The sequence below is a fragment of the Pseudomonas sp. W5-01 genome (assembly GCF_046540435.1).
GTDB lineage: Bacteria > Pseudomonadota > Gammaproteobacteria > Pseudomonadales > Pseudomonadaceae > Aquipseudomonas > Aquipseudomonas graminis_B.
In genome coordinates this window covers 61,520-86,005 of the sequence record NZ_JAXCIP010000008.1, presented here as the reverse complement: position 1 = coordinate 86,005, position 24,486 = coordinate 61,520, and the positions used below count along the sequence as shown (strand labels likewise).

Annotated in this window: 26 protein-coding genes and 1 pseudogene; 10 read left to right on the top strand and 17 right to left on the bottom strand. The window is 61.5% G+C overall.

Annotated elements, in window-relative coordinates; all coding sequences use genetic code 11:
* Nucleotides 1-4: 4 nt before the first annotated feature.
* From SLW75_RS22650 to sctU, 8 genes are read left to right on the top strand one after another with little or no spacing between them, the layout of a single operon-like run.
* A complete protein-coding gene (locus SLW75_RS22650) occupies nt 5-460 on the top strand; it encodes a type III secretion protein (protein ID WP_410935496.1) in 456 nt (151 codons plus the stop codon).
* On the top strand, nt 457-1,011 hold the full coding sequence (locus tag SLW75_RS22645; RefSeq protein ID WP_410935495.1) for a type III secretion system HrpP C-terminal domain-containing protein: 555 nt from the start codon (nt 457-459) through the stop codon (nt 1,009-1,011). Before SLW75_RS22650 ends, SLW75_RS22645 begins: the two co-directional genes overlap by 4 nt.
* Complete coding sequence (locus SLW75_RS22640; protein ID WP_410935494.1) at nt 1,008-1,907, top strand: type III secretion system protein; 900 nt, start codon at nt 1,008-1,010, stop codon at nt 1,905-1,907. The genes SLW75_RS22645 and SLW75_RS22640 overlap by 4 nt, the downstream gene beginning before the upstream one ends.
* Nucleotides 1,897-2,373: a FliM/FliN family flagellar motor switch protein gene (locus tag SLW75_RS22635; RefSeq protein ID WP_410935493.1), complete on the top strand. Its 477-nt coding sequence runs from the start codon at nt 1,897-1,899 to the stop codon at nt 2,371-2,373. Before SLW75_RS22640 ends, SLW75_RS22635 begins: the two co-directional genes overlap by 11 nt.
* A complete protein-coding gene (gene sctR, locus SLW75_RS22630; protein ID WP_410935492.1) occupies nt 2,370-3,023 on the top strand; it encodes a type III secretion system export apparatus subunit SctR in 654 nt (217 codons plus the stop codon). The genes SLW75_RS22635 and sctR overlap by 4 nt, the downstream gene beginning before the upstream one ends.
* Before the next feature lie 7 nt (nt 3,024-3,030).
* A complete protein-coding gene (gene sctS / locus SLW75_RS22625; RefSeq protein ID WP_065989232.1) occupies nt 3,031-3,297 on the top strand; it encodes a type III secretion system export apparatus subunit SctS in 267 nt (88 codons plus the stop codon).
* Nucleotides 3,298-4,092 carry a type III secretion system export apparatus subunit SctT gene (gene sctT, locus SLW75_RS22620; RefSeq protein WP_065989230.1) on the top strand — a complete coding sequence of 265 codons (795 nt, stop codon included), beginning with the start codon at nt 3,298-3,300 and terminating at the stop codon, nt 4,090-4,092. It abuts the gene before it with no gap.
* Nucleotides 4,089-5,165, top strand: coding sequence for a type III secretion system export apparatus subunit SctU (gene sctU / locus SLW75_RS22615; protein ID WP_410935491.1), 1,077 nt, complete (start codon nt 4,089-4,091; stop codon nt 5,163-5,165). Before sctT ends, sctU begins: the two co-directional genes overlap by 4 nt.
* Nucleotides 5,166-6,027: 862 nt before the next feature.
* Here the strand turns inward: sctU and SLW75_RS22610 are convergent.
* From SLW75_RS22610 to SLW75_RS22540, 15 genes and pseudogenes are all read right to left on the bottom strand, one after another.
* Nucleotides 6,028-6,387 carry a type III secretion protein HrpV gene (locus SLW75_RS22610; protein ID WP_410935490.1) on the bottom strand — a complete coding sequence of 120 codons (360 nt, stop codon included), beginning with the start codon at nt 6,385-6,387 and terminating at the stop codon, nt 6,028-6,030.
* 2 nt (nt 6,388-6,389) lie between these two features.
* Nucleotides 6,390-6,593, bottom strand: a complete 204-nt coding sequence (gene hrpT, locus SLW75_RS22605; protein WP_410935489.1) for an HrpT family type III secretion system protein — start codon at nt 6,591-6,593, stop codon at nt 6,390-6,392.
* Entirely contained in the window at nt 6,590-8,692 is a 2,103-nt protein-coding gene (gene sctC / locus SLW75_RS22600; protein ID WP_410935488.1) for a type III secretion system outer membrane ring subunit SctC, read from the bottom strand. Before sctC ends, hrpT begins: the two co-directional genes overlap by 4 nt.
* A 1-nt stretch (nt 8,693) precedes the next feature.
* Nucleotides 8,694-9,122: a type III secretion protein gene (locus SLW75_RS22595; protein WP_410935487.1), complete on the bottom strand. Its 429-nt coding sequence runs from the start codon at nt 9,120-9,122 to the stop codon at nt 8,694-8,696.
* Nucleotides 9,109-9,333 carry a type III secretion protein gene (locus SLW75_RS22590; RefSeq protein WP_410935486.1) on the bottom strand — a complete coding sequence of 75 codons (225 nt, stop codon included), beginning with the start codon at nt 9,331-9,333 and terminating at the stop codon, nt 9,109-9,111. The genes SLW75_RS22595 and SLW75_RS22590 overlap by 14 nt, the downstream gene beginning before the upstream one ends.
* Before the next feature lie 90 nt (nt 9,334-9,423).
* Complete coding sequence (gene sctL, locus SLW75_RS22585) at nt 9,424-10,005, bottom strand: type III secretion system stator protein SctL (RefSeq protein WP_369319887.1); 582 nt, start codon at nt 10,003-10,005, stop codon at nt 9,424-9,426.
* 37 nt (nt 10,006-10,042) lie between these two features.
* A complete protein-coding gene (locus SLW75_RS22580) occupies nt 10,043-10,585 on the bottom strand; it encodes a type III secretion protein (protein WP_410935485.1) in 543 nt (180 codons plus the stop codon).
* On the bottom strand, nt 10,585-11,388 hold the full coding sequence (sctJ, locus tag SLW75_RS22575) for a type III secretion system inner membrane ring lipoprotein SctJ (RefSeq protein WP_369319888.1): 804 nt from the start codon (nt 11,386-11,388) through the stop codon (nt 10,585-10,587). The genes SLW75_RS22580 and sctJ overlap by 1 nt, the downstream gene beginning before the upstream one ends.
* A 9-nt stretch (nt 11,389-11,397) precedes the next feature.
* Nucleotides 11,398-11,772 carry a type III secretion system inner rod subunit SctI gene (gene sctI, locus SLW75_RS22570; protein ID WP_192134532.1) on the bottom strand — a complete coding sequence of 125 codons (375 nt, stop codon included), beginning with the start codon at nt 11,770-11,772 and terminating at the stop codon, nt 11,398-11,400.
* A gap of 41 nt (nt 11,773-11,813) precedes the next feature.
* Nucleotides 11,814-12,860, bottom strand: coding sequence for a harpin HrpZ family protein (locus SLW75_RS22565; protein WP_192134534.1), 1,047 nt, complete (start codon nt 12,858-12,860; stop codon nt 11,814-11,816).
* 53 nt (nt 12,861-12,913) lie between these two features.
* Nucleotides 12,914-13,246 (bottom strand): hypothetical protein, encoded by a 333-nt coding sequence (locus SLW75_RS22560; protein WP_065989208.1) that lies wholly within the window; start codon nt 13,244-13,246, stop codon nt 12,914-12,916.
* A 170-nt stretch (nt 13,247-13,416) separates the two neighbouring features.
* Nucleotides 13,417-14,325 carry a sigma 54-interacting transcriptional regulator gene (locus SLW75_RS22555; RefSeq protein WP_192134537.1) on the bottom strand — a complete coding sequence of 303 codons (909 nt, stop codon included), beginning with the start codon at nt 14,323-14,325 and terminating at the stop codon, nt 13,417-13,419.
* A gap of 216 nt (nt 14,326-14,541) precedes the next feature.
* Complete coding sequence (locus SLW75_RS22550; RefSeq protein WP_192134539.1) at nt 14,542-15,483, bottom strand: sigma 54-interacting transcriptional regulator; 942 nt, start codon at nt 15,481-15,483, stop codon at nt 14,542-14,544.
* 1,065 nt (nt 15,484-16,548) lie between these two features.
* Nucleotides 16,549-17,634 (bottom strand): annotated as a pseudogene (locus SLW75_RS22545) (transglycosylase SLT domain-containing protein); the annotation flags it as partial.
* Nucleotides 17,635-17,747: 113 nt separating this feature from the next.
* Complete coding sequence (locus tag SLW75_RS22540; protein WP_065989204.1) at nt 17,748-18,188, bottom strand: LexA family protein; 441 nt, start codon at nt 18,186-18,188, stop codon at nt 17,748-17,750.
* Nucleotides 18,189-18,286: 98 nt separating this feature from the next.
* Between SLW75_RS22540 and SLW75_RS22535 the strand changes: the two genes are divergently transcribed.
* Complete coding sequence (locus SLW75_RS22535) at nt 18,287-19,015, top strand: SOS response-associated peptidase family protein (RefSeq protein ID WP_410935484.1); 729 nt, start codon at nt 18,287-18,289, stop codon at nt 19,013-19,015.
* A gap of 50 nt (nt 19,016-19,065) precedes the next feature.
* Here SLW75_RS22535 and SLW75_RS22530 read toward each other — a convergent pair whose 3' ends face one another.
* Complete coding sequence (locus tag SLW75_RS22530; RefSeq protein WP_410935483.1) at nt 19,066-21,288, bottom strand: TonB-dependent siderophore receptor; 2,223 nt, start codon at nt 21,286-21,288, stop codon at nt 19,066-19,068.
* Nucleotides 21,289-21,757: 469 nt separating this feature from the next.
* Here SLW75_RS22530 and SLW75_RS22525 point away from each other — a divergent pair, with 469 nt between their 5' ends.
* Nucleotides 21,758-23,245, top strand: a complete 1,488-nt coding sequence (locus SLW75_RS22525; RefSeq protein ID WP_410935482.1) for a SulP family inorganic anion transporter — start codon at nt 21,758-21,760, stop codon at nt 23,243-23,245.
* A 119-nt stretch (nt 23,246-23,364) separates the two neighbouring features.
* Here the strand turns inward: SLW75_RS22525 and SLW75_RS22520 are convergent, their stop codons facing one another.
* On the bottom strand, nt 23,365-24,249 hold the full coding sequence (locus SLW75_RS22520; protein ID WP_410935481.1) for an EamA family transporter: 885 nt from the start codon (nt 24,247-24,249) through the stop codon (nt 23,365-23,367).
* Nucleotides 24,250-24,486 lie beyond the last annotated feature (237 nt).

Below are 24,486 nucleotides of genomic sequence, written 5' to 3'. Positions count from 1 at the left end.
TCGCGTGGAAGAAGCGCTCGAAGTCGATCCGCAAACCCTCGCCATGGAGCAGGTCATCAGCGTGCTCACGCCTTTGCGTCAGCATCGCCAGGCCAGCGCCGAACGGGCGCAGCGGCAGGCGCAGAAAACCCTGGAGCAGATGCACGAACACCTGCAACAGACTCGCGATTCCTACGCGCAGGAACGCCATAACCAGCGTGAACGCCGGCAGGTATTGAGCAACGCCCACGTCAACAAAGCAATGTCGCTGGACGACCTCGAACGCTGGCACGAGAAGGAAAACCGCATGCTCGACCGGCTCGCCTATATCCGCCAAGACATGGCCCGCCAAGCGTTGAGCATCGAGGAACAACAGCAGCGCCTCGCCCAGGCAAAAGACGCGGCGAAAGCGTCCCAACGCGCCGTGGAAAAACTTGCCTGTCTGGCCGAGGCCCTCAACGAACAAGGTGAATCGTCATGAACAGCCCGGTGCAACACCCGCCTCGCCCGCAACCGCAACAACGCGCTGAACCGCCCCGTACGCCCTCTCCGGCTTCCCCAAGTGAAACGCGCCAGCCGCAGCCCAACGTGCGTCGCGCCGATGCCGAACGCCTGCGCCGGCTGTGCGATGAATCCGCTTCGCCTGCGTCGTTGAGTGCAGACGGGATGTTTTTCTCCCAACTGCTGGTGCCGCCGGTGACGGAAGATCAAAGCGAATCGGGTTTTACCGGCAGCAGTTTCAGCACGTTGTTCCCCGCTGAAGGCGTGCCGACGCAGCTCATCGACGAGCTCGCCCAACGCCTGCCCCAACAGCCGGACGGCCCGTTGAGCCTGACCTTGCTAATGCCCAATCTGGGCAAGGTGCAGGTCAACGCGAACAAGCGCGACAACCAGTGGAGCATCGAACTGGGTTTCGCCCGACGGGGCGTGCTGAAACGCTTGCAGCCCCATCAACGCAACTGTGAAAGCGCGCTGGAACAGGCGCTGGGCTGTGACGTTGATTTGTCGTTGCACGAGGAGGCGGCAACATGAACCCGGATATAAATTCGGACGTGAACAACGTGGACATGGCTGGATTGGACGTGAACCCCCTGAACATCAGCCGCCCGAACCCTGTAGGACTGGCTTTAGCCGGGAACCCGTCGTTCAGCCCGCTGACACTGCGGGAAGTCAGCGCCGACGTCGCCGAGGCCTCGCGTTTGCTGGGCGCCGGCGTGAGCTGCAGCTACACCGCCCAGGGCCAGCGCGGCGAACTGACCCTGCGATTGATACCCGACGATGCAAACCGGGATGGCTCGCCCTTCGTAGGACCGGCTTTAGCCGGGAACGCGTCATCGCTGACCTGGTTCGACAGCGCCATCGGCCCCTTCGCCCTGAGCGACGCCGAAGCAGTGCTCAGTTTGCTGGGCGAACTGCCGGTTACCCTCGGCGGCGAGCACCAGCCTTGGTACTGGCAATTGGTGAATCAACGCCTGAATACCGAACTGGCGGAACTGCTTTGCCCCTTGCGGCCACTCAGCGATATCACTGCGCTGTCCGTTGATGGCCAACGCCCGGCTACCGCGCCGATGACCTGCCGATTGCACCTGCGGCTGGGTTCGCAGGTGTTGCACGCACAGCTCTGCGCCGACGCGCGGGTCATGCTGCAACTGCTCGGCGGCCACCACTGGCAGCCACACCGGCAGAACGTCGCGCAGGACTGGCCCATCCGCCAGCCGCTGGTGCTGGGCGAGCTGTCGTTGAGCCTCGACCAGTTGGCGTCGTTGCAACCGGGGGACGTGCTGCTGCCGTCGTTGTGTCATTTCGACGAGGAAGGCGGCGGGCGCCTGCAACTGGCGGGTCGGCAATGGGCAGTGCAGACGGACAGCCGCGCAGAGCAGCTGTATGTACGGTTCAGCCACGAGGAAGACTTGGGACATGGTCAATGAAGAATTGTACGAAGACGAGATCGAGGATCTTGCCGACGATGAGTCAATTGAGCCACCGCTGAATCAGGCGCCGGATCAGAGTGGGACCGGCTTCAGCCGGGAAGCTTTTGAGGACCCTGGACATCATGGCGTCCCCGAGCATCAATCCACTGAAAACGAGTGGCAGGATGAAACCGCCGCCGGTGGCTACGCGGACGATTCTTACGAGCCTCAATCAACAGAAACCCACCCCTCCCTCGATTCCCTCGATCAACTGCCGCTGGCCCTGACCCTGCGCTGCGGCAGCCTCGAACTGACCTTCGGCGACCTGCGCCGCGTCGCTGCCGGCACCGTATTACCGGTCAACGGCGTCACGCCGGGCTTCGCCACCCTGTGCCATGGCGATCGCATCGTCGCGGAGGGCGAGCTGGTCAGCGTCGAGGGCCGGCTCGGTCTGCAGATCACCCGCATGGCGTCCCGCCCATGATCATGGACGGGATGAGCCCGGTGATGCTGGCGCTGTTTCTCGGCGCCCTGTCGTTGATTCCGTTTCTGTTGATCGTCTGCACGGCCTTTCTCAAGATCTCCATGACCCTGCTGATTACCCGCAACGCCATCGGCGTGCAGCAAGTGCCGCCGAACATGGCGCTCTACGGCATCGCCCTGGCCGCGACCATGTTCGTCATGGCCCCCGTCGCCCACGAAATCCAGCAGCGGGTTCACGACCGCCCGCTGGAGATGGGCAGCACCGAGAAATTGCAGGCCAGCGCCAACACCGTCATCGAGCCGTTGCAACGGTTCATGAGCCGCAACACCGACCCGGAAGTCGTTGCCCATCTGCTCGACAACACCCAGCGCATGTGGCCCAAGGACATGGCCGATCAGGCCAGCAAAAGCGACCTGCTGCTGGCCGTCCCCGCCTTCGTCCTGTCCGAGTTGCAGGCCGGTTTTCAGATCGGCTTTCTGATCTACATCCCGTTCATCGTCATCGACCTGATTGTCTCCAACCTGCTGCTGGCGCTGGGCATGCAGATGGTCTCGCCGATGACCATTTCGCTGCCGCTCAAACTGCTGCTGTTCGTGCTGGTGCAAGGCTGGACGCGCCTGCTCGACAGCCTTTTCTACTCGTACATGTGAGGCGGTGATGGAAGCGCTGGCGTTGTTCAAGCAGGGCATGTTTCTGGTGGTGATTCTCACGGCGCCGCCGTTGGGGGTCGCCGTGCTGGTCGGCGTCATCACTTCGCTGTTGCAGGCGTTGATGCAGATCCAGGACCAGACCCTGCCCTTCGGCATCAAGCTCGCCGCCGTCGGCCTGACCCTGGCCATGACCGGGCGCTGGATCGGTGTCGAGTTGATCCAGTTCATCAACCTGGCCTTCGACCTGATCGCCCGGTCCGGCGGCGCGCACTAGATGCCCTTCGACGCCCAAGGCCTGTTCGAACTGATGCTGGGCATGGGCCTGGCGGCGGCGCGCATCCTGCCGTGCATGATTCTGGTGCCGGCATTCTGCTTCAAATACCTCAAGGGCCCGCTGCGTTACGCGGTGGTGCTGGTGGTGTCGATGGTGCCGGCGCCGAGCATCAGCCGCGCGCTGTCGGGGATGAATGACGACTGGTTTTCCATCGGCGCGCTGCTGCTCAAAGAGGCCGTACTCGGCACCCTCCTCGGCCTGTTGCTGTACGCGCCGTTCTGGATGTTCGCCTCGGTGGGCGCGCTGCTCGACAGCCAGCGCGGCGCCTTGAGCGGCGGTCAGCTGAACCCGGCGCTGGGGCCTGACGCGACGCCGCTGGGCGAGCTGTTTCAGGAAACGTTGATCATGCTGGTGATCCTGTCCGGCGGGTTGTCGCTGATCACGCAGGTGATCTGGGACAGCTATCAGGTCTGGCCGCCCACCGCCTGGCTGCCCGGCATGACTGTCGACGGCCTGGACCTGTTTCTCGAACAACTCAACCAGACCCTCCAGCACATGATGCTCTACGCCGCGCCGTTCATTGGTTTGCTGCTGTTGATCGAGGCCGCGCTGGCGATCATCGGCCTGTACGCGCAGCAACTGAACGTGTCGATCCTGGCCATGCCGGCCAAGAGCATGGCGGGCATCGCGTTCCTGCTCATCTACCTGCCGACGCTGCTGGAACTGGGCAACGGCCAGATCATGCAACTCGCCGACCTGAAGCATTTGCTCGGTCAACTGGTGCATATGCCGTGAGCGAAAAAACCGAAAAAGCCACGCCCAAACAGGTGCGCGACGCCCGCGAAAAGGGTCAGGTCGGGCAAAGCCAGGACCTGAGCAAACTGCTGGTGCTGCTGGTCGTCAGCGAAGTGACCCTGGGCCTGGCGGATGAAAGCGTCGCGCGCTTGCTGAACTTGCTGAACCTGTCGTTTAAGGGGGTTGGCCAGCCCTTCATGCACACCGTCGAGCAGGTCGCCAGCGAGGGCGCAAGCGTGTTGATCGGCTTCATCCTGAGCAGTGTCGGCATCGCGATGCTGATGCGGCTGGTGGGCAGCTGGATACAGATCGGGTTCCTGTTTGCGCCCAAGGCATTGAAGCTGGACTTCAACAAGCTCAACCCCTTCGCCCACGCCAAGCAGATGTTCTCGGCGCAGAGCCTGACGACCTTGCTGCTCAGCATTTTGAAAGCCACGGCCATCGCCGTGACGCTGTACGTGGTGGTGAAGCCGTCGCTGGGCACGCTGATTTTGCTGCCGAGCACGGACCTGACGACGTATTGGCATGCGCTGTTGCAGGTGTTCCGGCACATTTTGCGGGCGACGCTGGGGTTGCTGTTGGTCATCGGCGCGGTGGACTTTGCGCTGCAGAAGTATTTCCACGCGAAGAAGCTGCGGATGAGCCACGAGGACATCAAGAAGGAGTACAAGCAGGCCGAGGGTGACCCGCACGTGAAGGGGCATCGTCGGCAGCTGGCCCATGAGTTGTTGAACCAGGCACCGACTGCGCCGGCCAAGCCGGTGGAGGATGCGGACATGGTGGTGGTGAATCCGACGCATTATGCGGTGGCGTTGTATTACCGGCCGGGCACGACGCCGCTGCCGCAGATTCATTGCAAGGGTGAGGATGATGAGGCGCTGGCGTTGATCGCGCGGGCGAAGAAGGCGGGGATTCCGGTGGTGCAGAGTATCTGGCTGGCGCGGACGCTTTATAAGGTCAAGGCAGGCAAGTACATCCCGCGGACGACGCTGTTGGCGGTGGCGAATATTTATCAGATCGTGCGGCAGTTGGAAGAGGTGACCGACGAAGTCATTCGAATAGAAGATGTTTGACTTGCGTCTGGCAAGATCCAGATCACGATCTAAAGCAAGATCAAGAGCGTCTGCCTGGGGGCAGACTGTTTCGCCTTCGGCGAGTTACTTGATAAAGCCCCAAGTAACCAAGGGCTTGTGCTCCTGGTTGGGCTCCTCCTTCGTCGGAGTACCCTCACTCCGGTCCCGCTCCGTGGGCCCGCGCCGAACGGACATCCATGTCCTGACGGCGCTCTCGCCGCATCCATGCGGCTCGACCCACTGCGCGAGACCTGCGTTCAGCCTGCACCCAAGTCGCGTTTTGTGTCGTTTGGACTTCTTGCGTAGAAGATCAAAAGCAAAAGCAAAAGCAAAGGCTTCCCGGCTAAAGCCGGTCCTACGGTCGAGGTTGCGGCCACTTTTGATCGTTCCCACTTGGAGCGTGGGAACGATCAAATATCAGCGCCTGAGCGGGCCTCTTCCCGGCTAAAGCCGGTCCCACAAAAAAGCAGCGCGTGCATCCAGTGAAATGGGTGGTGGCCGCACTGGCCTCTTCCCGGCTAAAGCCGGTCCTACTAAGCGTAAGCGCGCTTTTGATCTTCCTACGCGAAAGGCTCAGTCACCGCCAATCGCGACTTGGGTGCAGGCCGAACGTAGACGACGCGCAGTGGGCCGAGCCGCATGGATGCGGCGAGAGCGCCGTCAGGACATGGATGTCCGTTCGGCGCGGGCCCACGGAGCGTCGTCGAAGTGAGGGTATTCCGACGAAGGAGGAACCTAGCCAGGAGCAAGCACCCTTGGTTACTTGGGGTGCTTTTCCAAGTAACTCGCCGAAGGCGAAACAGTCTGCCCCCAGGCAGACGCCCGTGATCTTGATCTTGAAAACAAGGCCCCCGCGAGGGCGCTACTGCAAAACATCGCTAAGATGCCCCAACCCCGCCAGCTCCAGCTCCTGCCGGCGAATACTGTCCAGACTCACCGCCGCCCCCTGCGCATCGGGCACCGCATGCCAGACCACAAAATCCCGCTGAACATCCAAAAACAAAAAGAAATCGTTAAACAACTCCGCCTGCGAAAACCGCCGCTCCAATGCATCGCGCAACTGCTCCGGACGCAAGGCCCGGCCCTCGATATGCAACGCAATGCCCCAGTCCCGATGCTCACGTCGACTGACAAACGCCACGCCCGTCGCCACCGGCCAGATCGCCGCACGCTCAGCGGCGACGTGGGCATAAAACGCTGCTTTTTCCGATACCCGAATCATGCTCAGTCCTTTAATGGCACCACAGTAAAATCCTGCTCATGGTCACGCTCATCAATCCCCTGACGCATGTCCGGCGGCCACCAGATCACCAACTCCCGCTCATTGGAATCTGGCCGCTTGCACGAATAACCCGAGCACCCATGGGTGGCACACCCCGCCAACGTGGCAGTGACCAGAAAAAGCAAAAGCAAACCGCGCAGGTTCATCGTGTAGCCCCCTTGAGCAGCGAAGGTCGGTTCTGTTTGGCCTTGCTCGACACCTGCGGCTGACGCAGGGCGATGTAGATTTCACTCTCCGCCCCCGGCTGCAGCCACGCATGGGGCCAGGCGCTGACACCCATCACCCAGCGACCGCCACAGCGGCTTTCGTCGATGCGCACCGGCTTGCTGGTGGTGTTGCGCGCCACGACCACCGCGATGCCCCAGTCCTTGCGGGTAAACCACTGGGAACGCTGGCGATCCATGCTCAGGCCGACGCCCGGATCACACAGGCTGTCGGCTTCGAACGGCAGGGTCTCGCCGCTGTTGAAGCCCACCGGGGTCACGCCGTCGAGCAACTGGGTGAAGGCGTTCTGCACATCGCTGCGGGTCGGTTGTTCACCACCGTCGCGACGTTCCTTGATGCGCTTCATCTGGTCATCGACATCGTGGGGGTTGCCGTTCTGCACGTAGCGCGCCGGATTGATCTGATCGCCGATCAGCCGAGGCGTGAGGATGAACAGGCGCTCACGCTGGTTCAGCTCGCGACTGCGGGACTGGAACAGCAGCTTGCCGATCACCGGGATGTCGCCCAGCAGCGGGATTTTGTTGACCTTGTCGGTGGTTTCCAGCCCGTGGAATCCGCCGATCACCAGCGAACCATGCTCCGCGATCACCGCCTGGGTGCTGACGTTGCCCTTGCGCACCGCCGGCTGATCTTCGTTGATTTGCGAGGTGTCTATCTGGCCGTCTTCGATGTCGACGATCAGTTGCACCTGGGATTTGCCGTTCTGGTCCAGGGAGCGCGGAATCACCTGCAAGCTGGTGCCCGCCGTGATGGCCTGAATGTCGGCGACGCGTTCGGAAGTGGCAGTGAGGTATTCGGTGCGGCTGAAGTCGATCACCGCCGGCTGGTTTTCCAGGGTCAAAATCGACGGATTGCCGATCACCGACGCCGCGCCGTTGCCTTCGAGGGCATGCAGATCGGCCGAAAATTTACCGGCATCCTGGATAAACAGCGTGGTGCTGGTGCCCTGCTCGAACAGGTTGGCGCCGCCGCTCACGCTGCCGCCCTTGAAATTCCAACGGCTGGACAGCTGCGCCAGTTCGTTGCGGTCGATGTCGAGAATCACCGCGTCGATCTCGATCAGGTTACGCGGCGTGTCCAGTTGCTTGACCAGCTTCTCGTACATCGCCCGGCGTTTGGGCAGGTCATAGATCAGCACCGAGTTGTTGCGCACGTCGGCGCTGACGCGGATCTTCGAACGGCCCTTCTCTTCATTGGAGGACCCGCCGCGCTTGCCACGGGAACCCAGCACTCGGTCCAGCCCCTGTTCGATGGCGCCGGTGTCGAAACCCTGGCCTTCCATGCCGCCGTAATTCAGGCCCGACGACGTGGTGCCGCCTCCGGATCCGGCTGTACCACCCTGCCCTTGCAGCAGATTGACACCGTTGATGGATTCGCCACGGGAGCGGCTTTCCAGCAGCTCCTGAAGAATGCTCGCGACGCCGGCGACGGTGAGCTGTTGATCGCGATAACGAATGGTGCGGTCGGCGGCGTTGGCGTACTTCAGCGGCAGGACCACGACGTCCTGCTTCTCGGCTTTTTCCGGTGCCTCGACCTTCTTGCTGTAACTGCGCACGAAGTCGACGTACTTGGCCGGACCGCGCACCAGCACCACCCCTTCGTCGGGCAAGGCGCCCCAGCCGAAACGCTTGTCCAGCAGGCCGACATCGGACAGCGCCTGCTGCAGGTCATCGACCGCTTCCGGCGACACTTCGATCCGCGCCGAGGTCTGTTCGCTGGTCGGGCTGATGTACAGGGTCTCGTTGTAGACGAACCACTGGAAGTGATGCTCCTGACCCAGCCGGTCGAGGAATTCCTGAGGGTTCTGCGCACGAATGCGCCCGTCCAGCGTGCCCGGCATCGCCGGCATGTCCAGACCGATGCCGAACTCCTTGGCGAAGTCTGCCAGCGCAGTGGCCAGCTCGGTCTGCCGCGCATCGTAGGCGTAGGCGGTGTGTTTCCAGGCGTCAGGCACCGCTGCCAGCGCCGGCGCGCCGATGCCGATCATCAGCAAAGGCAACCACATTAAGGCCTTGCGCATTTCACACTCCCGGTTGCCAGGTTTTGAGGGTCGAGCGGGACGACGAGGCGGTCGCGCTGCGAATCGAGGTTTGCATGAGGCTGAGCATCGCGGCGCGCTGATTGGCCAGGCGCTCCAGACGTTCGAGCAGTTGCGTGGGATTGCAGGGGTCGGGAATCCAGCTGACCAACACCACGCAGCGGGTGTCGGGGTCGATCGCCAGTCCGCCCTCACAGGCACAGGCCACGCCGGCACCGCCCTGGGCGAGTACCGCGTCGAGGCGTTGCGGGTCGCTGCCGTCGTAGGGATCAAGCACATCGAGGCTCAGGCGAATGCCGTTGCCCGACACCGCCAGTCGCGCGTTGGCATCGTCGATCCAGCAGTCCAGTGGTGCGAGCGGACGTCGCTCCCACCACTGAGCGAGGATCGTGCTGAATTCACTGAATTCCATCGATGATCGCTTTGGTGATGCCGTGTTTGGCGCGCAGCCCTTCGTTGAGGATCATGTTGGCGACGTTGGTCTGCTGCGAGGCATCGCTGAACGCCTGGAAGTCTTCCATGGTGCCGCTTTCCGAGGCGGTTTCGGCGGCCTCCTGCATGTCGTCCTGGGCGCGGGAATAGGAGTGATCGAGGTGGTTTTGCAGGGATTTGAAACTGATCATGCCGGTGGCTCCAACTGAGGGATTCAACCCCTGAGTGGAACCTGCGGCCGCTCCGGTTCCATGAACCGTCACAACCGGGTCAAGAAAATCTCATGAAGGCGCCGAAGACCCCACCAGCCCGCGGCGCAGGCTGTCCCAGTCGATGTCGAACGCGCCGTTGGCGTCGCTCAGGCGCAGGGTCTGCGGCGCCAGGGCAGGGTCGGGCTTGAGCTGCCAGTGACCGGCGAATCGACTGGCCGACAGCCACTCGCCGAGGCTGTCGAGCATGTCGGGATGGGCGCTGAGCACGGCGGTGGTTTCAACGGACTGTCCGGCAGCCAGATTGCGCATCAGGGCGCGGCTGCGTTCAGCGAGTGTGGTCTGGTCGAGCAACTCGGCAAGGGCCTCATTGAGCAGGGCTTCCACGGCCTCCATCGACGCCTCGGCCAAGGCCAGTCGCTGCTGCTCCAGGTGCTGCAGAAAACCGTTGGCGCTGTCCCAGAATTGCGCCAGCGCCTGATCCTTTTCGTGCTGCGCCTGGGCGTGGGCGGCGGCCAGAATCTGCTCGGCTTCTGCCCGGGCATTGTCCAGCACCTCAGCGGCGAGCACGGTACCGGCCAGGTCTTCGCGACGCAGGATGTCGGTGACCAGCACGGCGGAGGAAGACAACACGAGACGACGCTTGGCGAGCATGTTCAGCTCCTGAAATACAATGAGGTAACGGCAATCATCAAGGCGTCGTCACTCGCCACAACACCGAGTGCCAGAGGGTTTGCAGCTTGTTCTCGGGCAGCTCGGCGCACGCCGTCGGCAACACATCCGGCGCCCACGACAGGCGCAGCCGTGACCAGCAAGGCTCGCCCGCCCACGCCGCCAGCAATACGCGCGCATCGCTCACCGAGGCGTCCAGCCATAAACCGGGCCGCAACGCCTTGGCCACGGCGCGGCACCAGGGCTCATGCACGTGCCCGGCGTGATCAGCGCTCGCCTGCCCGCCCTGGCCGAAACAGATGCGGCCGGCCAACGACAGCGCCTGCTGCTGCTGCGCTTCGTCCAGTTGCAGCCATTGCATCATCGAGTCAACGGGCGGCGGCGGTTGGCTCGGGACCACGCCGACGCTGTGCAGAAAGACGTCGTGCCGCGTGCCGAGCAACTCGGTGCCATCCTCGCGCGTCACGCCACAGTGGTCCGCAAACACGTCGATCCAGTCGGCATGGGCCCATTCCCATGGCGCACACCACCAGCGAATCCAGTGCTCCTCGGCGCTGAGCATTACGCCCTCACCGGCATGCTCGTCCGGGCACTGCGGCGCAGGCCGATGCGTTGCAACAGCGCATCGCGCCAGTCACCGCGCAGGGCCAACACGATCAGGGCAATCAGCAGCAGCGCGGCAAACGGCGCGAGCCACAGCATGCGGTTCCAGAAATCGAGGTTGGCGCTGTCGACCAGAAACGGCCCGAAACTCACCAGCCGTTCGGTGTCCTGAAACTCCGCCGCCGGCACGAACACGATGGCGAATTTCTTCGAATCCAGGGGCTCGCCGGACATGCCGGGAATGCTGCTGGCGACCATCTGCTGAATACGCCCGCGCACGCTGTCGGGGTCGAGGGCCGAGGTGTGTTTGATGAACACCGCCGCTGAAGCCGGCTGCACCGGCTCGCCCGGCGCGATGCGTTCAGGCAGTACCACATGCACGCGGGCGACGATCACGCCGTCGATCTGCGACAGCGTCGCTTCCAGCTCCTGGGACAAGGCATAGATGTACCGCGCGCGCTCTTCCAGCGGCGTGGAAATCACCCCTTCTTTCTTGAAGATTTCACCCAGGCTGGTGCGCGAACGACGCGGCAGGCCGGCCGCATCGAGGATCCGCACGGCACGGTTGATCTCGGCGGTCGGCACGCTGATGACCACACCGGTCTTCTCGCTGCGCTTGCGCGCGTCGATGTGCTGGTCGGCGAGGCTGGCGATCACGTCGTTGGAATCCTGCTCGGACATCCCGGTGAACAGGTCCGTGTCATCGCTGCACCCGCTGAGCAGCAGCATCAGGCAGATCAGTCCTGCAGTCAGGTATTTCACGGCATGCCTCTACTGCAGGTTGGTCAGTTTATCGAGGGCCTGGGCGCTCTTGCTGACGACTTTGGTGGTCAGCGCCATTTGCAGCGAATACTGCGACAGCGACCGGCTCATCTGGGAAATTTCCAGCGGGTCGTCGGTGGTGGACGCCCGTTTCATCTTGCGCGCCGCTTGCTGCGAGAGCTTGTCGGTGGCGCCAAGACGGTCCGACAGCGCGCTGGCGATCTGTTCGGACAAATGGCTTTGCTGCATCGACAGCTCGGGACGCATGGCGGCGTTGAACAGATCGACGTCCGCCTGCGAAGGCCCGCTGACCAATCCCTGATCCAGGCGAGGCTCAAGATCGGTGGACGGCGATTTGAGTTGGTTGACATTGGAAAGGGTCACGGGGGTTCTCCGGCAGACGGTGTCGAGGGGCGCAGCTCGGTTCAGGACAGGCTGTTGCTATTGCTGCTGTTGCCACCGCCCACCAATGCCGAGACAAGGGCAGCAGCGGCCTGGGCCAGGGTGTTTTGCTGATCCTGTTGGGCGAACGGGTTTTGCCCGCCTGCGCCGTTGACGCCGGCACCGTTCTGTTCAGCTTCAAGCCCTTTCTTGATCAGGCCGCTGAGCAGTTGCCCCAGGTCCTGGGTCACGCTCTGGGTGGCACCGCCCGACTGAGACGCGTCGTTCATCGGCGTACCGAGGCCGCCGCCGACGCTGGCATTGACGCCCTTCTGCAGCAGATCGCCCAGCAGTTGGCCGAGGTCCTGATTCACGCTGCCGGGGGTTTGCATAGCGCCGCCCGATGGATCGGCGGGAGAAAGGCTGCTCAGCTGCGATCCGCCGCCGGCATCACTGAGGCCGTTCTGTTGCTGATCGAGTTGACCGCCCAGAGAGTCGAGCGCAGAACGGAAATCAGCGGTCTCTTTGCCGTCGAGGAAGTTGTCGCCCTCAGCCGTGAGCTCATTCTTCCAGGAGCCCGAGTCCGGTGCCGGGAATTTGACCGGATCCTGGGCCGTGCGCTGGTCCATGAATTCAGCGATTTTTTCCAGCAGCGGCATGTCGCCCTTGGAGAAGGTGGTGCCTTTGTCCGTCTTGGTCAGGAGGTCGTCCAGTGAGGCCTTGGCCAGACCGTTGAGGGTCTTTGACATCAGGTCCGGCGCGCCGGCACCCGCCTGGCCTGCATCGGCGGCAGCACCAAAATTGTCGCCCAGCTTGTCTTTGATCAGGTCGCCCAGCGCCGCCTTGATCATGTCCGGATTGCCGCCGATCAGGGACGCCAACGGATTGTTCTTCTCCATCTGCTTGCCGACCATCTGGCCCAGCGGCGATTCCTTGTCCAGGTGCCCGTCCTTGGTCAGCGCCTGAGCCAGCTGATCAATGACGTCCTTCAGCGACTGCGGGGTCTTGTCGCCGCCTGACGTCGGCTGGGAAGCCACGGTGCCGATGTGCAGGTTTTGCAGCGGATTGGTATTGGCATTGAGACTTAGCATGAAACCTCCATCCTTAGGTGGATGCCCCCCTTTTCAGGGGGCGCTCGGACCGATCAGTAGCTGATGCCCTTGGCGTTCTGCGCTTCGGCACTGATCGCCTTGTTGGCGCTGTCTTCCTTGCCGGAACGGATGGCGCTGAGGACATCGTTGGTCTGCTTGCGGATGTCGGCTTCGGTCTGCATGGCAATCAGGCGCGCCTGGCTGGCATCGGCCTTTTCGGTGGCGGCGTTTTGTGCCGCTTCGGCCTTGGAAGGGGCAGCGGAATCAGTGATCTGGCCTTCCTGCTGGACTTTGGTCACAGCGTTGGCGCCCTGCTGAGTCGCCTGCCCAGCGCCAGTGATAAAGCTGTTGGCGAGGCCACCGACCATTGCTATTGGATTTGGCATGTCGAACACTCCTGAGTCATCACCAGCGAAAGTGCTTGGTGCCAATGGGTGGCCCGGACCTCAGGATCGGTTCCCATGTCGCTCAATAAAGTTCGTAGCAGGCGGGGACGCTGCGGATCTGGCCGTTTGAACGCAGGGTGTGTCGCCAGAGAAAGCGGGATAAACGGAGGTCAGACGTCGAGCTCTTTCATGCGGTGGTAGAGCGTCCGACGGGGAATTTCGAGCTCCTGACTCACGGCATCGACGCTGTTGTTGTGGCGCTTGAGCGCGGCTTGAATCAGCGCTTTTTCGATGACCCGCAACTGCGATCTCAGGCCCGATGATTCGCCCTCTTCGCTGGCCTCCCCGCCCAGCAGCGGAAAGCCCATGACGTGACGCTTGGCGGCTGATTTCAGTTCGCGGATATTGCCCGGCCAGTCGTGGTTGAGCAGGACGTGGCGCAGCACGCCAGTGGTCTCGGGCATCGGAACACCCGATTCCTGCGCCGCGGCTTCAGCAAAACGCGCGAACAACGGCAGGATGCGCGCCCTCTGCTCGCGCAAAGGCGCCAGGGTCACGGTCAAGACGTTCAGGCGGAAATACAGGTCCCGGCGAAAACGTCCCTGTTCGACCATCTCGTCAAGGGAGCGCTGAGCCGAGGCGATGACGCACACGTCCAGGGCAATCGGTGATGTCGAGCCGAGGCGTTCGATGGAGCGCGTTTCCAGCACCCGCAGGAGTTTGGCTTGCAGGGCCAAGGGCATGCTGTCGATCTCGTCGAGGTACAACGTGCCGCCCTGGGCCGCTTCGATGTAGCCAACCCGGGCCCGATCGGCACCGGTGTAGGCGCCGCTGACCACGCCGAACAGTTCGCTCTCGGCCAGGGATTCCGGGATGGCCGCGCAGTTCATCGCCACCAGCCGGCCCTTACGACCGGACAGCGCATGAATCCGGCTGGCGACGGTGTCCTTGCCAGTCCCGGTTTCGCCTGACAGCAGCAGGTCGATCCCCAACTGGCCGAGACTGCGGGCCACCACCCGCAGGTTCGGCACCTGATGGTCGTCCTCCAGTTGCTCATCGAATAACTCGTACACACTCATCCACGACCTCTGGTATCTCAGGGTTACGCGACATTGGCTGCGCGAGATTGGCTGCGAGGCGTCCATTGCGAAACAGCGCGCTTGGTGAGGCAGGTATTTGTGGGGCTTCAGGGCGGAACTCGCGTTTGTAGGACCGGCTTTAGCCGGGAAGGCGTCAGGCGTCACACCACACATCTCATGCCTTTCACACCGGCCTCTTCCCGGCTGAAGCCGGTCCTACGAAATCACCGCTTCTTCAGCATCATTCATCCCCAGCTCCTTCATCCGGTGGTACAAGGTGCGCCGAGGAATTTCGAGCTCCTGCACCACCGCTTCCAGGCTGTGTTTGTGACGCTTGAGTGCGTCTTCGATGAGCATCCTTTCGATAACGCGCAGTTGGGTCTTCAGGCCGGTTTCCAGGTCACGGTCCGCAGGTGCATCGCCGCCCAGCAGCGGGAACCCCAGCACAAACCGCTTGGCGGCCGACTTCAGCTCGCGAATGTTGCCGGGCCATGAATGGCTGAGCAGGACCTGCACCAGGCGATTGTCCAGCTCGGCAACCGGGCAGCCAAAATCGGCGGCGACTTGCTGGGTGAACTGGTCGAACAATGGCAGGATCTGCTCGCGACGCTTGCGCAAGGCTGGCATTTGAATAGTCAGCACATTGAGCCGGAAAAACAGGTCGCGACGAAAAAGCCCTTGTTCCACGAGTTCATCCAGAGGGCGCTGCGCCGAAGCGATGACCCGAAGGTCCACCGGAATGAAATCGGTCGACCCCAGGCGCTCGATGCCCCGGGTTTCCAGAATCCGCAGCAGCTTGGCCTGCAGGCTCAGCGGCATGCTGTCGATCTCGTCCAGGTACAGCGTGCCGCCGCAGGCCGCTTCGATGTACCCCTCCCGAGACCGACTGACACCGGTATAGGCGCCGTTCACGACCCCGAACAGCTGACTTTCCGCGAGAGATTCCGGAATAGCCGCGCAGTTCATACCGATGAAAGAACCTGTCCGACCGGACAAGTCATGAATACGTTTGGCCAGCGTGTCTTTGCCTGTTCCTGTCTCCCCGCACAGCAGCAAATCCATACTCAGGTTTGCGGTATTCAATGCTATCTGCTGGATATCCAGCGCCACATTTTCTGGCGGACAGGAACAGTCGCTTACATCGATTTCTTCTTTCATCGATACCTCTCGTAGTGGGAGCAAGCGATTTATTAATACCACGCATTACAAAGGCACCCACAATTAAATTTAGTTCCCCGACGTCGCGAGACCTACTTCACACGCGACCAGTGATAGCACTTTGACTTTATTGACGAAGACAACTAATTATCCGCAAAACATTCAAACGACTATTTAAAATCATCCGTTGCCCCCGACTGGACGATGAAGCGTCGGAGGCGTCCAACGGCCCGGCCGGCCTGGCGCCTGCATCACAATAGCTTAACAATCATCAGGTTATGCTCTGCCATGGTGCGTCCCCTCTGTCTTCCCCTCATCGCTACGGCGGCGGCGAAGCGGTTGACAAGCCAGCACGCTGACTCATGCCGTTTCAAACTTATTGTCATTCCCCGCGCGCGCTCGACCACCGCGTATTTAATATTCGCTCGTCCCGGACAAGTAATGCGAACTTACTTGATCGCCTGACTTATATATCCCGCCCCTTTATAACTTATATAACGTCACGCACCTATTTAAAGCGACCCTATCATTGACACCTGAATTATTAGTTTCAAGGAAGGCTAGTTTAACTCCGTTCGGAAATCCGACTGAGCCAAGTCGGTTTTCCGAACACGCTTTACTGTACTCTCGCGTATAGGTCCAAACCCCTTGCGTTTAGCGGGTCGGACATACCGACTATCGTGATTTTAACTATTAACAGCGAAGCAAAGGTTTGCGGATCAATAACGATTCGGTAATGGGATCCAACTATTCCTCGCCGCGCAGGATGATCTGCGAGGCACTGCTCAACGAGCCAAAAGGCTCATCAACCTAGGGCAGTGGATGTTTCGAATTGTGTCTTCGAAGGCGACTGGCCATGATGTATCGGCGTTTTTACAAAACGCCGGCAAAGTTCGCTGAAATTTTCGTTAATTCATTGTGTGAATAAGTCTGACCCGGCTCATCCGGGTCGATGGGACGTGCAAAGCAGGCGGGCGGATGTGTGTCTGCGCCGGTACACGGCGAGCCCATTGCTGCCAAAAGTGGGCCCGAAGCGGACAACCTCACGGCTGAGGCGTCGCCTCAGGGGCGCACAATTCCCGCTGACGCCGTGGCAGTCGTGACCGCCAGTGCCTCGTTACCGTGCACGACGTCGTCGGTCATTTTGTCCAGAGTGGCGGAAAGCTGCTCGAACTGGTCGCGAGGCACGAGCAGGCGAGAGGGTCCGTCGGCTGTTTTTTTGCGCAGAAATGCCGGGTTGAGGTTCAACAGCACCGAGCGATCGATGCCGGCGCTGACAGCGAGGCGCTCCAGATCCACCGGCCGCGCCAGCTCCAGCTCCGTGAAATACGGCGCGTTGGCCACCGGGCTGAGTTTCACACCATAGGTCTCGGGTTCGCGCACCAGCAACGACAGCGCCAGCAGGCGCGGCACGTAATCCTGGGTTTCTTTCGGCAGGCTCAGGTGCCAGTAATCGGTGGGTAGCCCTCGCCGTTGATTCGCGTCGATGGCCCGGCTCACCGTGCCCTCCCCTGCGTTATAGGCCGCCATCGCTAACAGCCAGTCGCCACCGAACTGGCCATGCAGACGCGTCAGGTAATCCATCGCCGCTTTGCTGGACGCCACGACGTCCCGGCGGCCGTCGTACCAGGCGGTCTGGCGCAGGTCAAAATCGCGCCCGGTGGCCGCCATGAACTGCCACAGCCCGGCCGCATCACGGATCGAATTGGCCTTGGGGTTGTAGGCGCTCTCGATGATCGGCAATAGGGCCAGTTCCGCCGGCATCGCGCGCTGGTCGAGGGTTTCGACGATGAAGTGCAAATATGGGCTGGCCCGCTGGCTGGCGTTGCGGATGAACCCTGCATTGCCCAGCAGCCAGTTGCGCTGACGCACGATGCGTTCATTGACGCCATTGTCGTCGGCCAGGCGGAAATCCTGCCCCATTCGCTGCCAGATATCACTGCCGTCGTAGGGTTGCGTCGGCCGCGAGTAAGCCAACGGCTCTTCGCTGCGATGGAGCCCCGCCACCAGGCGCGGCGTGCGTTCGGTACTCGCCTCGGGAGGGCCGTAGGACTGGCACCCGGCACACAGCACCGCGACGGTCAGTGAAGCGATGCGCATCGGTCGAACGACACGCAAAACGCCCGAATACGGGCGGAAGGCAGGCGGCATGGGAGGTCATCCTGAGAGGTTTATGCTGTGTGGCACGGGCGCTTGAATGGTTCCAATACGCCCGTGCTGTCACACCCCTCCTGCGCGCCTTCCTTATATAGAAAGCCTCTGCATCACGAGTGCATCACCTTGTCGTGATCGCGAACGCTGTATTTCACCACGCCCCAGATCAGCAGCTCGTCGCCCTCCATAACGTAGCGCGGCGGGTATTTGGTGTTCTCGGACTTGAGGATGACCTCGTTGCCACGCATGTGCAGGCGCTTGCAGACGGGCTCGGTATTCAGCGCGGCGATGACGATGTCGCCATGCTCGGCATACAGGCTGCGGTCGACAATCACCAGATCGCCGCAATAGATGCCCGCGCCCTGCATGCTGTCGCCTTCTATTTTGACCAGATAGACATGGGGCGCGCGGATGTCGAAGAGCTCGTCCAGCGAGATGTGCCGCTCGATGTGATCGGCCGCTGGCGAGGGAAAACCCGCCGGTACTTGAAAGGCATAAAGGGGGAACCGCTCGCCCGCCGCTGACAACCGGCCAAGGATGGTGACACTCATGGGACTGACCTTGTGTTTGTTAACTGTACGTATATACAGTTAACGTTCTCAGCCGTGCGCGGTCAATGTTGTAAGCAGGAAAATTCGACGGGTGACACATGTGCGGACGCTACTCGATCTACGAGCCAATGGACCATTACCTCAAGACGCTTGCGCCAGAGCAGTTGGTGATCAACGGCTACGATCTCTGGCCCATCGAGCGTTACAACGTGGCGCCGACCACCCGCGTCGAAATCATCCGGCCGGTGACTGACGGCCTGAGCGTCGACAAAGTGCGCTGGGGCTGGTCGCCCCACTGGGCCAAAGGTAAACGGCCCGACCCGATCAATGCGCGGGTCGAAACGGTCATGACAGGCAAGTTCTTCAAGGATCTGTGGCCGAACGGTCGCACCCTGGCCCCGGCCAATGGCTGGTACGAATGGGTGAAAGACCCGAACGACTCGAAGCGCAAGCAGCCGTACTTCATTCATCTGAAAGACCAGGGGCCGATGTACTTCGCCGCCTTGGGACAGGTCAGGCCTGGGCTTGAGCCGGATGAGCGCGACGGCTTCGTCATCATCACCGCAGCGAGCGACGCGGGCATGCTCGACATCCACGACCGCCGCCCCCTGGTGCTGACGCCCGAGCTCGCACGGGAATGGGTCGACCCGCAGACACCGGCCTCACGGCTCGCGCAAATCGCCCAGGAAGGCTGCCGGCCGGTCAGCGATTTTCACTGGCATGCCGTGGGCAAAGAGGTCGGAAATGTGCGCAACGAGGGTGCGCAGTTGATCGAGCCCTTGGCCGGGCTCGATTTGCTGACGGAGGATCAGGACGAGAACGTTTGATCGCTGCACATGGCGATCACGCGGCACTCAATGGGGCAGGTTTGGAGTGATCAGAGCGTCCACTTCACCGAGAACATCAGGTTGCGCGGATCGCCGTAAACGCCGGTACCCGACGCGATCGGAATGCCCTGCCAGTAGCGTGTGTCGAACAGGTTGTTGACGTTGACCCGGCCGTCCCAGTGCTCGTTCAGCTTGTAGCCGGCCATCAGGCCGACGATGCCGTAAGCGTCCTGATCGGCCTGGCCGTCGCCAACGCGGTTGAAGGTCTTGCTCTGGGCCAGCACGTCCGCCCCCACTCGCCATTTGTGCAGCTCGCCGGGCAATGTGTAGCTGGTCGCGGCTTTGAACAGATGTTTCGGCTGCTCGGGGGCGAACAGTTTGCCTTCGTTGCTTTTGGTGCCGTCTTCGACAAACTGGCTCAGCACGTAGGTGTACGACGCCGAGAACTGCCAGTCCGGCGTCAGCGCGCCGCTCAGTTCGGTATCAATCCCGCGGCTGCGCACTTTGCCCGCTGCACCGTAGCAGCTGGACGCCGGGAAGCTCGGGCAATTGGTGGAGTTCTGGTCCTGCACCAGGTACGCCCGGTTTTCCTGCTCCATTTCAAAGAGCGCCACCGAGGTATTCAGCGCGCCGTCGAAGTATTCGCCCTTCAGGCCGATCTCGTAGTTCTTGCCCGTCATTGGCTTCAACACCGAGCGCGCTGAATCCATCTCGGTCTGCGGCTTGAAGATTTCGGTGTAGCTGGCGTAGGCCGAGTACGTGTCGTTCAGGTCATAGATGACGCCGGCGTAGGGCGTGACTTCGCGGACCACCTTGTAATCGCCGCTGCCGGCGCGGTTGTCGAAGTCATACCAGCTGACGCGGCTGCCGAGGATGACGTGCAGGGGGTCGATCGGGTTCAAGCGCACGACGGCGTAAACCCCTTCTTCGGTAGCGGCATTGCGGGTTTCGTACAGGCTGGTGTCGACGTCAGGTTTGGGCAGTGAATGGGTCGGGTTGTAGAGGTCAATGGGCGTGCCGTCGGTCCAGCCGCCCCACTGGTGAAATTTCTCCTGCCGGTGGCTCACGCCCACGACCAGTTCATGCTCGCGACCGAACATCTGAAACGGCCCGCTGAGGGAGGCGTCGAGGTTGGTCTGGTCATCGTCGTCGCGGTACTTGCCGTGGTACTGCTGAAAACCCAGACCGTCGTAGTTGCCGATGTAGCTGGAGAAGGTGTCCGCTTCAGCCCAGATCTTCTGTCCCGCCAGCTTGGCCGACCAGCCGTTGTCGAAACGGTGGGTGACGTCGGTGAAGAACATGATGTTGTCTTTGTTCCAGTACGACCAGTCGTTGCTGAGGAACGTCGAACGCTTGAGGTGCAGGTCTTCGCCGTTCGGGCCGCTGGGCAGACCGCCCCAGTCCGAGGTGTTGTCGTCACGCTGTTTGGACGCGCCGACGGTCCAGGTGGTCGAGTCGCTCAGGTCGGCTTCGAGAATCCCGTAAAAGGTCTGCCGCTGATTTTTGCGGATATCGGAGAAGCTCTTGTCATCTTCGTACGCCGCCACCACGCGGCCGCGAACGGTGCCGGAGTCGTTGAGCTTGTTCGACGCATCGACCTCGGTGCGGTAACGGTCCCAACTGCCGGCGCTGGTGGTGACACTGACCTGCGGCACGGCGGTCTGGCGCTTGCGCACCAGGTTCAACGTCGCCGCCGGGCTGCCCGCGCCGGTCATCAGGCCCGTCGCCCCGCGAACCACTTCGACGCGGTCATACATGGCCAGATCCGCGCCAGAAATCACGTCCTGGGTGTAGGCGCTGATGCTGCTCGGCAGGCCGTCGTACATGATGTTGTCGATCTTGAAACCGCGCGCCAGAAACTCCTGACGGTCCGACGCCGTTCGGTGCAACGTCACGCCGGGCGCGTATTTCACCACATCGTTCAGGTCATTCATGCCCTGATCGTCCATGCGCTGGCGGGTGATCACACTCACCGACTGCGGCGTCTCGCGAATCGACAGCGGCAGCTTGGTTGCCGTGTTCATGGAACCCGTTGTGTAAGAGCCCGAATTCTCCGTGGTCGCCTGCCCCGCAATGCCGTAATCGGCGTTGATGCTCAAGCCTTCCAGCGCGACGGCGCCCGACGCCAAATTGCTGCTGGCACTGCCCGGTTGAGCGAGCGATGTTGCCGGTGGCTGATCCGGCAAATTCTGCTGCGTCGGCGCTGCGAAGGAATGGCTGGAGAAACCAAGGGCAACAAGTGCCGACAAGGCTGGCAGGGCGGGACGTAGCATCGGGTGCTTCCTGGAAAGGACGAGAGCTGATCTGCGGCCCATCACCCTGATGAGCGACGTTCCACATGGCGAAAAGCTATGAGGGCGCCGATCGTAACAACCTTTTTATAAATTGTTAATGCAAACCGTTTCCATTTGTTAAAGCGTGTGATTTGTTTTTACTGCTCTTACGTCCATCAGTCGGCTCGGGCGAATTCAGTCTGGACCGGGCGGCGAGATCACAACTATCATGCCCATGTCTCACGATGAATAACCAAAGGTACTACCTTGCCCCGTTCCAACTGGCTGCCTACGCCGCCTTAGCGCTACGCCCCCCTCGCTTGACCCTGACCGCCACCTGACTGCGGTCGAATCCTGCTGCGCCTGATTTTCTGTCCGCGGCTAATCCACAACTCAATTGAAACAGACACGCGTGTATCGCCCAGCGCCCGCCGCTGTGCGTCATGCCGTGCCTGCCCTGGGTGAATTAATGTTTGAAAACATCAGAACCGCCTGGCTGTCCGACGCCAGAGCGAACGTACTCGCTGGACTCGTTGTTGCGCTGGCCCTCATCCCCGAGGCGATCGCCTTCTCCATCATTGCAGGCGTCGACCCTAAGGTCGGCCTGTATGCCTCTTTCTGCATCTGCACCGTCATCGCTTTCGTCGGCGGCCGCCCGGCGATGGTGTCGGCGGCGACCGGAGCGATGGCCCTGCTCATGGTCAATCTGGTCAGGGACCATGGCCTTCAATACCTTCTGGCAGCTTCGTTGCTGTGCGGAGTGCTTCAGATCATCGCCGGCTATCTGCGCCTGGGTGAGCTGATGCGTTTCGTCTCCCGCTCCGTCGTGACCGGGTTCGTGAACGCCTTGGCGATCCTGATTTTCATGGCCCAACTGCCGGAACTCACAGGAGTGACCTGGCCGGTTTATGCCCTGACGGCGGGCGGGCTGGCCATCATTTACCTGTTTCCACGACTGCCGGTGCTGGGGAAACTGCTCCCCTCGCCGCTGGTGTGCATTATCGTACTCACCGCGATTTCAATCTCGATGGGACTGACCGTACACACCGTAGGCGACATGGGATCGTTGCCTGACAGCCTGCCGATATTTCTATGGCCGGATGTACCGCTGAACCTCGACACCCTGCTGATCGTTTTGCCCTACTCTGCCGCCCTGGCGATCGTAGGGCTGCTGGAGTCGATGATGACCGCGACCATCGTCGACGACCTGACAGACACCTCCAGCAACAAGAACCGCGAGTGCAAGGGGCAAGGCATCGCGAACATCGCGTCCAGCCTGATAGGCGGCATGGCAGGTTGCGCAATGATCGGCCAGTCAATGATCAATGTGAAATCCGGCGGCCGCACCCGACTGTCGACGCTGAGCGCCGGGGTGTCGCTGCTGGTCATGATGGTGTTTCTCGGCGACTGGCTTGCGAGAATCCCGATGGCGGCGCTGGTGGCCGTGATGATCATGGTGTCGATCAGTACGTTCAGCTGGGACTCGATCCGCAACCTCAACAAGTACCCGCTTTCAACCAACATCGTTATGGTGGTGACGGTCGTGGTCGTGGTCGCCACCGACAACCTGGCCTTCGGCGTTGTGGCGGGTACCTTGCTGGCGGCAATGTTCTTCGCAAACAAGATCGGCCATCAGCTCGAGGTGAGCTCAACCCGTGATCCCGAGCACCCTCACCGCACGTATGAGGTAACCGGTCAGGTGTTCTTCGGATCAGCGGACAGGTTTATCCGATCCTTTGATCTCAAAGAGCCCCTCGAGACGCTGGCCATTGACCTTCGCGAAGCCCACTTCTGGGACATTACGGCGGTTGCGGCATTGGACAAAGTCGTACTCAAGCTTCGTCGACTGGGGGTCCAGGTGGATGTCATCGGGATGAACCAGGCCAGCGCAACCCTCGTGGATCGCTTCGGCATTCATGACAAACCGGACGGTTTAGAGACGCCAATGGGGCACTGACCGCAGCAAAACGGTCAGCAGTGACGCCGGGAAGGCTTGGCAACGGCTTGCGCTGCGCAGAGACGCAGCGCTGCAATGGATACGCGTGGTTTGCGAAAGTGATCCGGCGTCGCCCGTCATCAAGCCACCGCGCGTCGTCCTCTAGCGAAGAGTTTGGGGCCCAACAAATTGACTGTCAGACCCAACATCACAAGCACACCCCCCGCGCATTGCAGCACGCTGAGTCGCTCGCCCAGCACCAAAGCCGAGGAGCTAAGGCCGACCACCGGCACCAGCAGGGAAAACGGCGCGACCTTGCCCGCCGGGTAGCGAGACAGCAGCTTGCTCCAGCTGATGTAGCCGAAGAGCGCGGCGACGAAGGCCAGATAAGCCAGCGACAGCACCGAGCTCCAACTCAGGTTGAGCAATGAATGCTCAATGAGCGCCGGCCCCTCCAGCCACAGCGACATGGCGAGAAACGGTAGCGGCGGAACGATCGCTCCCCAGACCACCAGCGCAACCAGATCGACGTTGCCGAACCGGCGCGTGATGATGTTGCCCAACGCCCACATCGAGGCCGCGCACAACACCAGCAACACCGCCAGCAGCGGTGTCGCAGCCCCTGTGCCCATGCCGATAAGGGTCAGCCCGCCCGCGGCGATGAGCAAACCCGCCACGCTATAGACTCGTAATTTCTCACCGATGAAGATCGCCGCGAACAGCAGCGTGAAGAACGCCTGCGCCTGCAGCAGCAGGGAGGCCAGCCCCGGTGGCATGCCATGGGCCATGCTCTCGAACAGAAAGGCGAACTGACCGAAGGAAATGGTCGCTCCGTACGCAAGCAGCCAGAACCAGGGCAACTGCGGACGACGGATGAAAAACACGGCAGGAATCGCAACCAGCGTGAACCGCAACGCGCCCAGCAGCATCGGCGGCAGGCCATCCAGCCCGTATTTGATCACAATGAAATTCAAACCCCACGCGATGATGACCAGCAATGCCAGGCAAAGGTCTTTAAACGGCATGGTGTTCCTTAAGAGTTGGCAGGTAGTTGGGGAGAGCCCGATGAAACAATAATCGCCTCGTGCCTGCTGCATTTGCAAACGCCTTGGCACCGTTGAATGAAGAATTAGTTAATTGATTATTTAGCACTGAGCAAACCCACGGACATGCTAGCCATAGGCCTGCCCATCCGCCGAACGCACCTTAAGTATTCAAAAATCCGGCAGACACGCTGATCGCTGGAACGGACCTCAGCGCCT

Coding starts and splice junctions, on each gene's coding strand:
- SLW75_RS22645 (WP_410935495.1), top strand. CDS start 457: ATGAACAGCCCGGTGCAACACCCGCCTCGCCCGCAACCGCAACAACGC.
- SLW75_RS22640 (WP_410935494.1), top strand. CDS start 1,008: ATGAACCCGGATATAAATTCGGACGTGAACAACGTGGACATGGCTGGA.
- SLW75_RS22635 (WP_410935493.1), top strand. CDS start 1,897: ATGGTCAATGAAGAATTGTACGAAGACGAGATCGAGGATCTTGCCGAC.
- sctR (WP_410935492.1), top strand. CDS start 2,370: ATGATCATGGACGGGATGAGCCCGGTGATGCTGGCGCTGTTTCTCGGC.
- sctS (WP_065989232.1), top strand. CDS start 3,031: ATGGAAGCGCTGGCGTTGTTCAAGCAGGGCATGTTTCTGGTGGTGATT.
- sctT (WP_065989230.1), top strand. CDS start 3,298: ATGCCCTTCGACGCCCAAGGCCTGTTCGAACTGATGCTGGGCATGGGC.
- SLW75_RS22610 (WP_410935490.1), bottom strand. CDS start 6,387: ATGATTCGGGTATCGGAAAAAGCAGCGTTTTATGCCCACGTCGCCGCT.
- hrpT (WP_410935489.1), bottom strand. CDS start 6,593: ATGAACCTGCGCGGTTTGCTTTTGCTTTTTCTGGTCACTGCCACGTTG.
- sctC (WP_410935488.1), bottom strand. CDS start 8,692: ATGCGCAAGGCCTTAATGTGGTTGCCTTTGCTGATGATCGGCATCGGC.
- SLW75_RS22595 (WP_410935487.1), bottom strand. CDS start 9,122: ATGGAATTCAGTGAATTCAGCACGATCCTCGCTCAGTGGTGGGAGCGA.
- SLW75_RS22590 (WP_410935486.1), bottom strand. CDS start 9,333: ATGATCAGTTTCAAATCCCTGCAAAACCACCTCGATCACTCCTATTCC.
- sctL (WP_369319887.1), bottom strand. CDS start 10,005: ATGCTCGCCAAGCGTCGTCTCGTGTTGTCTTCCTCCGCCGTGCTGGTC.
- SLW75_RS22580 (WP_410935485.1), bottom strand. CDS start 10,585: ATGCTCAGCGCCGAGGAGCACTGGATTCGCTGGTGGTGTGCGCCATGG.
- SLW75_RS22565 (WP_192134534.1), bottom strand. CDS start 12,860: ATGCTAAGTCTCAATGCCAATACCAATCCGCTGCAAAACCTGCACATC.
- SLW75_RS22560 (WP_065989208.1), bottom strand. CDS start 13,246: ATGCCAAATCCAATAGCAATGGTCGGTGGCCTCGCCAACAGCTTTATC.
- SLW75_RS22555 (WP_192134537.1), bottom strand. CDS start 14,325: ATGAGTGTGTACGAGTTATTCGATGAGCAACTGGAGGACGACCATCAG.
- SLW75_RS22550 (WP_192134539.1), bottom strand. CDS start 15,483: ATGAAAGAAGAAATCGATGTAAGCGACTGTTCCTGTCCGCCAGAAAAT.
- SLW75_RS22540 (WP_065989204.1), bottom strand. CDS start 18,188: ATGAGTGTCACCATCCTTGGCCGGTTGTCAGCGGCGGGCGAGCGGTTC.
- SLW75_RS22535 (WP_410935484.1), top strand. CDS start 18,287: ATGTGCGGACGCTACTCGATCTACGAGCCAATGGACCATTACCTCAAG.
- SLW75_RS22530 (WP_410935483.1), bottom strand. CDS start 21,288: ATGCTACGTCCCGCCCTGCCAGCCTTGTCGGCACTTGTTGCCCTTGGT.
- SLW75_RS22525 (WP_410935482.1), top strand. CDS start 21,758: ATGTTTGAAAACATCAGAACCGCCTGGCTGTCCGACGCCAGAGCGAAC.
- SLW75_RS22520 (WP_410935481.1), bottom strand. CDS start 24,249: ATGCCGTTTAAAGACCTTTGCCTGGCATTGCTGGTCATCATCGCGTGG.